This is a genomic window from Campylobacter majalis, assembly GCF_905120465.1.
Classification (GTDB): Bacteria; Campylobacterota; Campylobacteria; order Campylobacterales; family Campylobacteraceae; genus Campylobacter_A; species Campylobacter_A majalis.
In genome coordinates this window covers 25,094-38,847 of record NZ_CAJHOF010000008.1, presented here as the reverse complement: position 1 = coordinate 38,847, position 13,754 = coordinate 25,094, and the positions used below count along the sequence as shown (strand labels likewise).

General features: G+C 34.7%; 13 protein-coding genes. 12 read left to right on the top strand and 1 reads right to left on the bottom strand.

All coding sequences use genetic code 11. The features are described from left to right. Nucleotides 1-15 precede the first annotated feature (15 nt). The 5 genes from LQU93_RS05435 to dnaK are packed head-to-tail and all read left to right on the top strand — an operon-like array spanning nucleotide 16 to nucleotide 3,567. Nucleotides 16-807: an HrcA family transcriptional regulator gene (locus LQU93_RS05435; protein ID WP_229932870.1), complete on the top strand. Its 792-nt coding sequence runs from the start codon at nucleotides 16-18 to the stop codon at nucleotides 805-807. Beyond that, on the top strand, nucleotides 804-1,340 hold the full coding sequence (gene grpE / locus LQU93_RS05430) for a nucleotide exchange factor GrpE (RefSeq protein ID WP_229932869.1): 537 nt from the start codon (nucleotides 804-806) through the stop codon (nucleotides 1,338-1,340). The genes LQU93_RS05435 and grpE (LQU93_RS05430) overlap by 4 nt, the downstream gene beginning before the upstream one ends. Before the next feature lies 1 nt (nucleotide 1,341). Beyond that, nucleotides 1,342-1,419, top strand: a complete 78-nt coding sequence (grpE, locus tag LQU93_RS10030) for a nucleotide exchange factor GrpE (protein ID WP_472843501.1) — start codon at nucleotides 1,342-1,344, stop codon at nucleotides 1,417-1,419. A 13-nt stretch (nucleotides 1,420-1,432) separates the two neighbouring features. Then, a complete protein-coding gene (locus LQU93_RS05425) occupies nucleotides 1,433-1,657 on the top strand; it encodes a hypothetical protein (protein ID WP_229932868.1) in 225 nt (74 codons plus the stop codon). A gap of 35 nt (nucleotides 1,658-1,692) precedes the next feature. Then, entirely contained in the window at nucleotides 1,693-3,567 is a 1,875-nt protein-coding gene (gene dnaK / locus LQU93_RS05420) for a molecular chaperone DnaK (protein WP_229932867.1), read from the top strand. Nucleotides 3,568-3,672: 105 nt separating this feature from the next. On the opposite strand, the gene LQU93_RS05415 is transcribed toward dnaK, so the two are convergent. Continuing rightward, entirely contained in the window at nucleotides 3,673-3,945 is a 273-nt protein-coding gene (locus LQU93_RS05415; RefSeq protein WP_229932866.1) for a hypothetical protein, read from the bottom strand. Between the two features lie 178 nt (nucleotides 3,946-4,123). Between LQU93_RS05415 and LQU93_RS05410 the strand changes: the two genes are divergently transcribed. The 7 genes from LQU93_RS05410 (at nucleotide 4,124) to LQU93_RS05380 (ending at nucleotide 13,656) form a co-directional block, all read left to right on the top strand. Then, nucleotides 4,124-4,522 (top strand): Rrf2 family transcriptional regulator, encoded by a 399-nt coding sequence (locus LQU93_RS05410; RefSeq protein WP_229932865.1) that lies wholly within the window; start codon nucleotides 4,124-4,126, stop codon nucleotides 4,520-4,522. Between the two features lie 4 nt (nucleotides 4,523-4,526). Next, nucleotides 4,527-6,704: a flagellar biosynthesis protein FlhA gene (gene flhA, locus LQU93_RS05405; RefSeq protein ID WP_229932864.1), complete on the top strand. Its 2,178-nt coding sequence runs from the start codon at nucleotides 4,527-4,529 to the stop codon at nucleotides 6,702-6,704. Between the two features lie 13 nt (nucleotides 6,705-6,717). Then, nucleotides 6,718-7,728 (top strand): DHH family phosphoesterase, encoded by a 1,011-nt coding sequence (locus tag LQU93_RS05400; protein WP_229932863.1) that lies wholly within the window; start codon nucleotides 6,718-6,720, stop codon nucleotides 7,726-7,728. A 2-nt stretch (nucleotides 7,729-7,730) separates the two neighbouring features. Beyond that, nucleotides 7,731-7,961, top strand: a complete 231-nt coding sequence (locus LQU93_RS05395) for a hypothetical protein (protein ID WP_229932862.1) — start codon at nucleotides 7,731-7,733, stop codon at nucleotides 7,959-7,961. A 3-nt stretch (nucleotides 7,962-7,964) separates the two neighbouring features. Further along, entirely contained in the window at nucleotides 7,965-8,894 is a 930-nt protein-coding gene (locus LQU93_RS05390; protein ID WP_229932861.1) for an aspartate carbamoyltransferase catalytic subunit, read from the top strand. A 3-nt stretch (nucleotides 8,895-8,897) separates the two neighbouring features. After that, nucleotides 8,898-10,184: a dihydroorotase gene (locus LQU93_RS05385; protein WP_229932860.1), complete on the top strand. Its 1,287-nt coding sequence runs from the start codon at nucleotides 8,898-8,900 to the stop codon at nucleotides 10,182-10,184. Nucleotides 10,185-10,260: 76 nt separating this feature from the next. Further along, nucleotides 10,261-13,656, top strand: coding sequence for a DUF748 domain-containing protein (locus tag LQU93_RS05380; RefSeq protein WP_229932859.1), 3,396 nt, complete (start codon nucleotides 10,261-10,263; stop codon nucleotides 13,654-13,656). Nucleotides 13,657-13,754: the final 98 nt, after the last annotated feature.

Sequence of the window (13,754 nt, the reverse complement as noted above, 5' to 3'; positions counted from 1 at the left end):
ATTAAAGGAGAAGTTGTGAGTAAGCTAAGCAAACGTGATTTGATATTAAAATCAATCATAAAAGCCTATCTTGATGATAATTCTCCTATTGGCTCATCTGAGCTTGGCTCTCGCATGGATGTTGCGATGCCAGCCTCGACCATAAGGGTTTATTTTAAAAAGCTATCAGATGAGGGTGCGATCACTCAGCTTCACATAAGCGGGGGCAGGATACCGACTATTGGTGCAATGAAGCATTACTGGATGGATATTTTTGATGGAGTTGATTTTGCAGATGAGTTGCTAGATATTAATGATGATATTTCGCTTAAAATTTTAGCTGATACTCATGATGTTTATATGATGATTTGTGCTGAGCATGAGCAGAGTTTGGTTGAAATTTTAAATGTAAATGATAGATTTTTGGTATTAAATTTTAGCAAAGATGAGATAGTGCTTAAGTATGATTATAGGGTTGAGAAGTTTTTGCATAATCTTGGTGAAGTTGGTTTAGACAAACTTGAGTTTATCTGTTCTCAAGTTGGTTTAAGCGAACTAAAACGTAAAATTACGGAGCTTAAACGAGCAAAAATTTTATTTTGTGAAAATGAAATTTTAGCTTATAAAATTTTTCAAAACGAGCGTTATAGGACAAATTTTCTAACCCGTATGAGTGATGGACTAAATTTTACTCCGATATTTGCAGATGAGTATATGGGAATAAAAATGAGAGTGAAATTTTGTGGCGAAAACTCTACGATGGTGTGTGCTGGAAGCGTGTATAGTGATTATGTAAAATTAATAAATCAAATAAGGGAGGTAGCGTGAGCGAAGAGATAAAAGAGCAAGACGTTACGCAAGAAATCGATCAAGGCGTGAGTGAAAATATCAGTTTTGATGGGTTAAATGCCGAAAATTCAAAGGTGCTTGAGCTTGAAAAAGAGGTGGCTGAGCTAACTGATAAATATTATAGAGCAAATGCTGATTTTGAAAATTTAAGAAAGCGAGTTGAAAAAGAAAAGGCTGATATTGCAAGTTATGCAAATGAGAAATTTGCACGTGATTTGCTTTCGGTAATAGATGCATTGGAAATGGGCGTAAATTTTCAAGCCAAAGATGATTTTTCAAAAAAGATAAAAGAGGGTATAGAGTTAAGTTTAAGCGAGTTTAAAAAGGCACTTGAAAAGCATGGTGTAACGACTATTAACACAGACGTGGAATTTGATCCGAACATGCATAACGCTATAATGCGCGTTGATAGTGAGGCACACGAAAGTGGTGCGATCGTTCAAGTTATGCAAAAAGGGTATTTGATAAATGGTAGGGTTTTGCGTCCAGCAATGGTTAGTATAGCAAACTAACATCGTTCAAGTTATGCAAAAAGGGTATTTGATAAATGGTAGGGTTTTGCGTCCAGCAATGGTTAGTATAGCAAACTAACAAGGAGTATAAAATGGCAAAAACTAAGCAGAAAAAGGATAGTGGAAAACTTTATTCAAAAGAAGAGCTTGAATGTATTAGGGACTATATGAAAGTAAATGGTGAGTTTCATGATTATGAAACAGCAAATTTATATGCACCATATCATTTTGAAAAAACTGGTAAAGAGCGGTCCGGGCATGCATTGTATATGTGTGCATGGAGAATACTAGATGGCAGATATGATAGCATAATCTAAATTTAGAAATAAAATTTTAATAAAAAGGATAAAAAATGGCAAAAGTTATAGGTATCGACTTAGGAACGACTAACTCTTGTGTTAGCGTTTATGAGCGTGGCGAGAGCAAGGTTATCCCTAACAAAGAGGGCAAAAACACAACTCCTTCTGTTGTGGCATTCACCGACAAGGGCGATGTTTTGGTGGGCGATGTGGCTAAGCGTCAAGCAGTTACAAACCCTGAAAAGACGATTTATTCTATTAAGCGTATTATGGGTCTTATGAGTAACGAAGATGCTGCACGTGAGGCAAAAGAGCGACTTCCGTATCATGTTGTGGATCGCAACGGAGCTTGCGCGATTGAGATTTCAGGCAAAGTCTATACTCCGCAAGAAATTTCAGCAAAGGTGCTAATTAAGCTAAAAGAAGACGCAGAAGCTTATCTTGGTGAGAGCGTTACAGACGCTGTTATCACGGTGCCAGCATACTTTAATGACAGCCAAAGAAAGGCGACAAAAGAGGCTGGAACGATAGCTGGGCTAAATGTGCTTCGTATCATCAATGAGCCGACAGCTGCGGCGTTGGCGTATGGTTTGGATAAAAAAGAGGCTGAGAAAATTTTAGTTTATGACCTAGGTGGTGGTACATTTGACGTAACAGTGCTTGAGACTGGCGATAATGTAGTTGAAGTTTTGGCAACTGGTGGTAACGCGTTTTTAGGTGGCGATGACTTTGATAACCTTGTTATTGACTGGCTCGCAAGTGAGTTTAAAAGCGAAACAGGTATCGATCTAAAAGCAGATGTTATGGCATCTCAGCGCTTAAAAGAGGCTGCTGAAAATGCAAAAAAAGAGCTTAGCTCAGCACAAGAGAGCAACATCAACCTACCATTTATCACAGCCGATGCAACAGGTCCAAAGCACCTTGTTAAAACGCTAACTCGTGCAAAATTTGAAGGTATGATTGATGGTTTAGTGGCTCAAACTATAGCTAAAATCAACGAAGTCGTAAAAGACGCAGGTCTTAGCAAGAGCGATATAAAAGAGATCGTTATGGTCGGTGGCTCAACTCGTGTGCCGCTTGTTGGCGAAGAGGTTAAAAAGGCGTTTGGTAAAGAGCTAAACAAAAGTGTAAATCCAGATGAAGTAGTAGCGATCGGTGCGGCTATTCAGGGTGCGGTTATTAAGGGCGATGTTAAGGATGTTTTACTTCTTGATGTTACGCCACTTAGCCTTGGTATCGAGACTTTGGGCGGCGTGATGACAAAAATTATCGAAAAGGGCACAACTATACCAGTTAAGAAAAATCAGACTTTTTCAACAGCTGAGGATAATCAAAGTGCCGTTACTATCCATGTTATCCAAGGTGAGCGTGAGTTTGCAAGAGACAATAAATCGCTAGGTCAGTTTAATCTAGAAGGTATCCCAGCTGCACCTCGTGGTGTGCCACAAATCGAAGTTGAATTTGACATCGACGCAAACGGAATTTTAACCGTTTCAGCAAAAGATAAAGCCACTGGTAAGGCTCAAAACATCACAATCTCAGGCTCAAGCGGTCTAAGTGATGATGAGATAAATAAAATGGTAAAAGAGGCTGAGCTTCACAAAGAAGAAGATGCTAAACGCAAAGAGGCGGTAGAGGCTAGAAACCAAGCTGATGCACTCGTTCATCAGACACAAAAGAGTCTTGATGAGCTAGGTGAGAAAGTCCCAGCTGATGATAGGGCAAATATCGAAGCGGCTCTAAACGCACTTCGTGAAACTTTAAAAGATGAGAGTGCTACAAAAGAGCAGATCGATGCGAAGGTAAAAGCTCTAAGCGAAGCTAGTCACAAACTAGCCGAAGCGATGTATAAAAAAGACGAAAATGCCGCTGGTGGCGAACAATCTAAGAAAAAAGATGATGATGTAATCGACGCCGAAGTCGAGTAAGGTGTGAAATTTAGCGGAGTAAAATCCGCTAAATTTTAATTAAAATTATTTGTGTATTTTAAACATTTTATAAAAATATCTATCTGAATTTTAACCAAACTACTTTTATTCACACGCTTGCCAGTCTTTGCTACCGCATTTTTCACACTGATAGCCTTTTTCAATAATCCATGCAACAATTTCATCTTTAAAACATAACATTGCTATGCCACCAGTTGCTATGGCGATACAAATAGGCATCGCTAGTCCAGTCCCAGCAAAAAGATAAGTAACCCAAGCATAAAAGCCACCAGCTGGCAGTGAAGCACCGATTATTTTTACAAAAAATGAAACATTTGTCTTTTCTTTATGTCCGCATTTTTTAAATTTTATATACATGTTTTTGTTCCTTTTTGCATAAATTTAAAACGCATTCTACCCCCCCCCATACTTAAAAATAAATAAAATTTTAATGAAATAAAAAATAAGATTGGTTTGTGATTAAATACTTTAATAAAAAATCTAGCTAATTTTGTATAAAATATGTGCTAAATTTTAATACACTTAAGGACTGATTATGCTTTTTACAAAAGCGAGTGAATATGCTTTGCTTTCGCTCATTTATATTTCACAGCAAAACGATCCAGTAGATGTTGATAGTATATCAAATGAGCTAGAGATATCAAAAAGCTTTTTGGCTAAAATTTTACAATCTCTTGCAAAAGATAAAATTTTAAACTCTTTTAAAGGTGCAAATGGAGGTTTTAGCTTAAGTCAAAACGCTTTAGACGTTAGCATAAAACGCATAATTGAATGTGTCGAAAAAAAGCCAATGAGTGTGTTTGAGTGTTCAACTTCAAAAAACGACTGCACAAAGGCCGCAACCTGTCAAGTGTGGAATATGTTTAATACGCTTCAGTTTAAGATAGATGACATGCTAGATAACATAAGCTTAAAAGATATCGTCACAAAGTGAGTAAATGGCAAAAAACAACATAATCACGTTAGTTGCACCATTTTTAGCTCCGATTATAAAATTTAAAAGTCTTAGTATAGTTGGGCTTATAATGGCAATACTTGCTATTATTATCGTGCCACTTCCGTCTGCTGTATTAGATTTTTTTCTTGCTATTTCTGTGGCATTGTCAGTGCTTATCATACTCATATCAATTTATGTGCCAAAGCCTACTGATTTAACCACATTTCCGACGCTTATACTTATTATAACGCTTTTTAGATTGTCTTTAAATATTGCAACTACAAGGATGATATTAAGCCAAGGGCACAATGGACCAGACGCCGTTAGCGAGATAATATCTAGCTTTGGTGAGTTTGTTGTAGGCGGTAATTACGTTATAGGCATTATTGTTTTTAGCATACTTGTGCTTATAAATTTCATGGTTGTAACCAAAGGTTCGACGCGTGTTTCCGAGGTTCAAGCACGTTTTACGCTAGATGCAATGCCTGGTAAGCAAATGGCAATAGATGCAGATTTAAATGCTGGTTTGATAGATGAAAAAACGGCACGTGAGCGTCGTCAAGCAATCATAGGAGAGGCGAATTTTTACGGTGCTATGGATGGTTCGTCTAAATTTATAAAAGGCGATGCAGTAGCTGGTATAATTATCACGATTATAAATATCTTGGGTGGCTTTGCGATAGGAAGCTTTCAGTTTGATTTAGATATGGCAACATCGGCACAAAACTATACTATTTTAACTATCGGCGACGGACTTGTTAGTCAGATACCAGCCCTTATAACATCAACTGCAACGGCTATAATAATAACAAGAGCAAGTAAGGATGATGATAATTTTGCCGAGGGGACACTAAAGCAACTTTTGGGTGATTATAAGACGCTTTTGATAGTTGGATTTATCTTGTTTGTTTTTGCGTTAGTTCCTGGTTTGCCAACGCTTTCGCTTGGGTTTATAGCATTTATATTTTTGGGTCTTGGCTATATGATTAAACAAGCACAAGATGGCAATTTAATCATACCGGATGTAGCTCAAAAAGATGGCATTAAGGCAACGCAAGGCACAAATGCTAGTGCAAACGCCGCATCAAACGCCCCAGCAAAACCACATAAAAAAAGCGATGAAGAGATAGCAAGAGAGGAAGAAACTAAGATAAATGATATATTAAAGCTTGAAATTTTAGAGCTTGATTTGGGATATGGGTTGTTAAAACTTGCTGATGTTGATTTGATAGAGAGAATTCGTGCTATGAGAAGAAATATCGCAACACAACTTGGGTTTTTGATGCCAAAAATTCGCATTCGTGATAATTTGCAACTTCCTCCAAATGAGTATAGATTTAAACTTAAAGGCATTATAATAGGGCAGGGGGAAATTTATGCAGATAAATTTCTTGCCATGGATAGTGGGCTAGTTAGCGAAGATATCGAGGGTATCCCTACAAAAGAACCAGCTTTTGGGCTAGATGCTTTATGGGTTGATGCAAATGTTAAAGAGGACGCTATACTAAGTGGTTACACGATAGTAGATCCAGCCTCTGTTATCTCAACGCACATGAGTGAGCTAATAAAACAAAATGCGGCTGAGTTACTCACTCGTCAAGAGACGCAAAATTTACTTGACAAGCTTAAAAATGACTATCCAGTTATTGTTGAAGATGCGTTTAGAGTGGCTAGTATAGGGCTTATACAAAAGGTATTAAAAGCACTTTTAAAAGACAATATACCTATAAAAGATATGCTAAGCATACTTGAATCAATAAGCGATGTAGCCGAAGTAAGCAAGAATTTAGACATGATTATAGAGCATGTTAGGGCAAGTTTGGCTCGTGTAATAACTTCGATGCATGCAAATGAAAAAGGTGAGTTAAATTTTTATATATTAGAAAATCAGGCTCACCAAAAGCTAATTGATGCTGTTCAGTATAAAGACGGAGCGTATCATTTAATGATAAATGTTGCTCAAACTTCAGCAATAGTTCAGGCACTGCGTATGGCAAAACAAAAGCGACCTATAAGTGAAAATGGTGCGATGATAGTGTGCGTTGAGCCAAGCCTTAGAAAATTTATTGCGGACATAGTGCAAAATTTTAGCATCGATATAGTTGTGCTTAGCTTTGCTGAAATATCTCCAAATACGCCGTTTGAAACAGTCGGCACAATAGAAATAGAAAATTTATAAAACAAGGAAAACAATGAAAATTTACCACCTTTCACATACGGATTTAGATGGATATGGTGCTCAATATATAACAAAACACTATTTTAAAGATGTGCGGTATTTTAATTCAAATTATGGACGAGAAATCGATGAGAAATTTAATCAAATTTTGTCGCTTTTAGATGATGAAGAGGCTATGATTTTAATTACGGATTTAAATTTAAGCAAAGAGCAATGTTTGGATTTTGAGCAAAAAATCAAAGATAAAAATGCAAAATTATTTTTGCTAGATCATCATCAAACTGGTGCTGAGTGTGCTAGTGAGTTTGCATGGTATTTTTTGGATAGTTCGCGTTCAGCTACTAAAATCACATATGATTTTTTTAGCAAAATGCTTGGTGAAGATGCAAAGCTTAAGCTATTTAGCGATGTAGTAAATGCTGTTGATATTTGGCTAAAAGATGATAATTATTTTGAGATGGGAAAGGTTTGCCTAGGATTAATTGCAAATGCAAAGGATATCAACAAAGTCATGTTTGAGGAGCAAAATAGTGATTATATGTTTTATTTGTTAAGTCAGGCTCAGAAATTTTTCAATGACAAAAATGATTATATCGGACTTGATATGCATATCCATGCGATAAAAAAGGATTTTTTCAAAAAAGACAAAGATGATACTTTAAGTAATCTTATCTCGGCTTATGTTGTTGATTTGCTTAGCAAAAATAGGCAAAAATATGAAATTTCATATAAGGAATTTAGAGGAATTTTAACGTATAACATCGGCAATACGTCAGTTATTGGTAATGACTTTTTGGTTGCAAATGACGATTATGATTTTTTTATAGATATTACAAGTAAAAAAACTATGAGTTTTAGAGCAAATGGCAAGGTTGATGTAAGTGCTATGGCAAAGCATTTAGTCGGCGGTGGCGGACATGCAAATGCGAGTGGTGGATTATTTAATGCCTTTAAGGATGGTTTTGAATATGAGAGCATAAAATCACAAGTGGTTGAGCTAATAGATAAAAAAACAAAGGAGTAAAAATGCGTGAAAATGATGTGAGCGTGGAAGAGCTTAGCTATGAGCTTAGTGTTGTTTTAGAGGGGCTTTTATATTATGCTGGAGTTAAAAAATCAAAGTTAGAAGATGCGGCTGAGATGTATGTAAGTGTGATAGATGATGCGTTGCAAGACTCACAAGCTGAGGGCGTTGATGAGGTGATACAGATAGTTGAGTATCTTAAAAAACATCATTCAAAGCTGTTTGAGAAGTAGGATATGGGCTATAAACATAAAGATTTACTTGGGCTTAGTGGGCTTAGTAAGGCTGAAATTTTACACTTTTTAGACTGTGCTGATGAGTTTAAGGCTTTAAACAATCAAGAAATTAAAAAGAGCGATTATCTGCGTGGTAAAACTACCATAAATGCCTTTTTTGAAAACTCAACTCGCACTAGAACTAGCTTTGAGATAGCTGCTAAACGGCTTGGTGCAGATGCTGTAAATTTTTCAGCTTCAAGCTCAAGTGTAAATAAGGGTGAAACTTTAATTGATACCATTAAAAACATGGCAGCTATGAAAAGCGATATAATCGTGCTTCGTCATCCAAACTCTGGAGCCGCTTTATTAGCAGCACAAAACACAGATGCTTGTATTGTAAATGCTGGAGATGGTATGAATGAGCATCCAAGTCAAGCTCTGCTTGATTTATACACTATACGAGAAAATGGCAAATCATTAGACAAAAATACAAGCGTTGCAATTATAGGCGATATAGCTAGATCTCGCGTGGCACGTTCAAATATTTGGGCTATGAAAAATTTCAATATGGATGTTAGGCTGTTTGGTCCAGCCATGATGTTGCCAAAGGATATTGATGTTTTTGGCTGTAAGGTTGCAAAAAATATGGACGAGGCATGTGAGGGAGCAGATGTTATCATGATGCTTCGTATTCAGCTTGAGCGTGGCGATGCGGATGTGGCTTTCCCAAGTAGTCGTGAGTATTGTAAATTTTTTGGTTTAAATAAATATAGGGCAAATTTAGCCAAGCCAGATGCTATTATATTGCATCCAGGTCCTATAAATAGAGGCATAGAGCTAAACTCAGATGTGGCTGATAGCAACCGCTCTGTTATATTAAATCAAGTCGAAAATGGCGTAGCGATACGCATGGCTATTCTTAGCACATTGATTAAAAATAGAGGTTAATTTATGAAAATTTTAATAAAAAATGGCTTGGTTGTAAATGCAGATACCAAAATAAAAGCAAATGTGCTAATTAAAGATGATTTGATTGTATATGTTGGCAAGGATATAAAAGACGCCGACCTAGTAATAGACGCAAGTGGCAAATATATAATGCCAGGACTTATTGATATGCACGTTCATTTTAGAGATCCCGGTCAAGAGTATAAAGATGACATCATAAGCGGCTCGCGTGCTGCAGTTGCCGGTGGCGTGACTACCTGCTTACCTATGGCAAATACAACTCCAGTTAATGATAACGCAAGTATCACTCGTGCAATGATACAAAAAGCAAATAGCGTTGGGCTTATCGACCTACTTCCAATTGGAGCCATAACAAAGGCATTAAAAGGCAATGAGTTAGTTGAGATGGGCGATATGCTTGAGGCTGGTGCTGTTGCTTTTAGTGATGATGGTTTGCCAGTATCAAGCTCAAGCGTGATGAGGGCTGCACTTGAGTATTCGGCTGGGTTTGGCAGTTTTTGCATATCTCATTCAGAAGATTGCTCTTTGTGTCGTCAAGGCGTAATGCACGAGGGAAAAGTCTCTGCAATTCTTGGTTTAAAAGGCATGGCAAGAGAAAAAGAGGAGATATCTGTAAGTCGTGATATGCTTTTAGCAAAACTTACTGGCGGACACGTTCATATCGCACATGTTAGCTCTGAGTATTCGTTAAAAATTATTGATATGGCAAAGCGTGATGGCATAAAAATAACTTGCGAAGCAACCCCACATCACTTTACATTTAGTGATGATGAAATTTTAGCAAACGCATATGATACAAACTACAAAATATCACCCCCGCTTCGTGAAATTTCTGATGTCAAGGCTATACGCAAGGCTTTAAGCTCAGGGCTAATTGATGTCATAGCAACGGATCATGCGCCGCATCACAACGATGAAAAATGTGTCGAGTTTGATCATGCACCATTTGGTATAATTGGACTTCAAACACTAGTGCCACTTACTTTGCGTTTGGTAGATGAAGGTGTGATAAGCTTAGAGCAAATGGTTGCTCTTACTTCTAAAAATCCAGTAAATTTACTTAAAATTTCAAACAAGGGCGAGATAAAAGAGGGATTTTTGGCTGATATTGCAATTATTGATCCAGATATTGAGTATATTTATGATAAAGCTTTAAATAAGTCAAAGTCTATAAATTCTCCGCTTTTTAATAAAAAATTAAAAGGCATGGCGATAATGACTATCAAAAGTGGTCGTATTGTATGGGATTATTATAATCAAAAATTTTAAGTTTGTAAGTTTTGCACACGCTTTGCTATTGGTTTAATATTTTTGGCTACAATCGATGAAAATTTAAAGGCTGTTTATGAGAAAATTTTATGCTAAATATAAAAAGTTATGTATATGTTTTATAGCTTTTATAGGCTTTTTGTTATTTTATACACTTTTTGGATTTTTTGGTGTGCCTTGGATTTTAAAAGATATTGTTCCAAAATTTATAGCCGATAAAAATGCAACACTTACGATACAAACAGCTAAATTTAATCCATATAAATTCGAACTAAATGCAACTGGCATAAATCTAAAAACAACAAGCGATTTAGTTAGTTTGGATGCTGTAGATGCAAAGATGAATTTTAGTAAAATTTTTGCTAAAAATATAAATATAGATATTTTTAGACTTACAAAACCATTTATTAATATTGAACGAAATAGTGATCTAGGCTTTAACTTTGATAATTTTATTTCAAACGATGATAATAACGAAACTTCAAGTGGCGATAGTTTTTTTAACTTTACTCTTAATGTTTTTGAGCTAATAAATGGTGGCATAAGATATAAAGATGATAGCCTAAAGCGTCCTTTTGAAGCAAAATTTAATGGGTTAAATTACACTATAAAAGATATAAACATCAAAAATCATAGCATAGGACTTCATAGGTTTGCAACTGATTCTAATTTGTTTGAAAGTTTTAATTGGGATGGTGGAGTTGATTTAGATCCGCTTACGATTTATGGAGACATTGATTTTAATGGATTAAATTTAGTAAAAATTTGGCAAAGCTATATGAGCGGTAGTGATTTAAATGTCACAAATGGTTTTGTAGATACAAAGCTTAGCTATAACTTAAGCTTAGATGACAATGGTATAAAGGCTAAATTAAAAGACGCTGGTATTAAATTCCACAAAATAAATCTAAAAGATCAAAGTGGTTTGCTAGACTTAAATGAGCTAAGTTTGAATAATGTCGATATAAATGCTACTTTTGCTAACGAGCAAAATATTAATGTAAAACTTGGTGGGATTTTTGTTAATGAACTTGTATTTAATGAAATTTTGATAAAAAGTGCAGAAATTTTTGATATTTTAGCAGATGTAAATGTAAATAATGATTTAAATATAAAGGGTCAAGTTGATAAACTAAAGATTGATAATGCTGCAACTAAGGATATAAATTTAAATACGTTTTTAGTTCAAAATATTGACTTTAATCATGACTTAAATGCAACAAATGCAAACATTGCAAATATAAATCTTGATGATTTATCTTTATTAACTGGCGATTTTTCTGTAAAAAATGAGAAATTTTATATAAATGACACAGATATAAATGTAACAAATGGGTTTAAAAATTTTAATATAGATGTTGATAAATTTGGACTTATTGGATTTGGGGGTAATGGCTTTAATATGCAAATTACCAACTCTGGCATGGATTTTATCAAGCTTAAAACAGAATTAAAGCTTGACTTAAATAATACCGAAATATCTTCTAACTTATCTAAAATAGACATTGGCAGTATTGATATTAGTTCAAATAAAGATAAAATTTTATTTTTAACTGGTGCTAGCATAGATGAGATAGATTTTTTAAATAATATTTTGCATATAAAAGACATAAACTTAAATAAGCTGGTCTATAATGATGAGATAGGTGGCAGTGGGCTAAAATCTATAAATAGTATAGTTGTGCCAAAAACGCAAAAGCAAAGCAACAAAACTACAAATAAGCAAGTTCAAAATGATAGTGACTTTATAGTAAGTGTTGAAAATTTTAAGATTTTAGATGCCAAGTCAAAAATTAAGCAAACATTTTTAAATGAGGCATTAAATCATGAGATAAATATAAAAAATGCTGAAATTTTAGATTTTTCAAGCGACTTTAAAAAGCCATTTTTGCTAAATCTAAAGGCTAATACTGGTGAAAAAATAGATATAAACCTAAATGGCAAAGTGTCACTTAAGCCGTTAAATATCGATACAAATACAAAAATAATACTAAGCGATTTATCAAAATTAAATAAAATAGTAAATCAGTATATAAATGGTGATATTAGTGGTAAAAGCGAGATAGACGCCAAATTTAAGATGGCAAAAACATATAATTTAGATGCTAAATTTAACTTAAGTAATTTTTTGCTTACCGATAAAGCCAAGGATAGATTAGCAAGTGCAAATAGCTTAAAAATAAATAGTATAAAACTAAACGAAAAAGGACTTAGCTTAGATAAAACCGATTTAAATGATGCGTTTATTAAGGCACATTTATACAAAGATAAAAGTTTAAATTTAGCAAACATGTTAAAAAAATCACAAAAAAATGATGACGAAAATTTAAATAACAAACAAGAAGATAAAAAATCAAGCAATAATAATTTTGTAGTTTCGATTTCAAATGTAGCATTAAACAATATGGGTGTTGATTTTAGCGATGATAGTTTGGTGCTTCCATTTTTGTTTAAAATACGTAATCTAAACACTAAGATTGACAAGATAGAGCCAAATATTCAGACATCTATTATTTCTAGTGGCGTTGTTGGAAGTAGCGGTAGTGCAAATATTGATGCTAGAGTTGATGTGTTTGATTTTAAAAAATCAAGCGAATTTAAACTAACATTTAAAGATGTTGAGTTAAACGAAGTTACGCCGTATTCAGCGACGTTTGTTGGACGTAAGATAGATGCTGGCACACTTGATTTATCTCTTGATTATAAGATTAATGATTCAAAAATGGATGGTAAAAACGAGCTAAAAATCGATACTATTGTGCTTGGCGATAGTGTAGAAGCACCAGATGCGATGAGTTTGCCACTTAGTCTTGCCATATCTATACTTAAAGACTCAAATAATATTATTAAGCTAAATTTACCAGTTCGTGGCGATATGGATAATCCTGAGTTTAGCTATGGTGGCATTATATTTAGTGCAATTATGCAAATTTTTACTGATGTTGTGACGTCTCCATTTAGGCTATTAAGTAGTGTGCTTGGTATCGAGGGAGCTGATGAGTTGGCTGATATTGATTTTACGGCCGGAAGTGATGAGATGATGCATTCACAAGCCACAAAAATACAAAAACTAAAAAAGATAACAGACGATAAAAAAGATATTGAGCTAACTATAACACCGGCTTATGATGATGTGGTGGATAGACTGGCTGTTCAAAAGCGACTTTTTGATAGAGATGTAGCAATAATGGCTAGTAGAAGTAGTAAAAGTCATGATGAGATTATAAGGCAAATGGCTGCAAAAATGTTTAAAAAACCGCCAAAAGATGTTTATAATGAGTTAGTTAAAGGGCGTCAAATTTCACAATCAACATTAGAAAATTTAGCAAAAAATAGAGCTAAAAATTTAAAAAATGCGATGCTTAAGGCTGGAATTTCAAGCGATCAAATAAAGCTAAATGACAAAATCCAAAAGGTAAAAGCTCAAATGGATACTTATGTTGGTGTTCCTATGGGCATTATAAATAAATAATGGCGTTTTAAAAGCTTAATTGTTTTGTGCTAAAATGGATTTTATATCCGTTTTTGCCGCATGAATAAAATTTTAAAAACTCTGACTTTGTTAAAAAT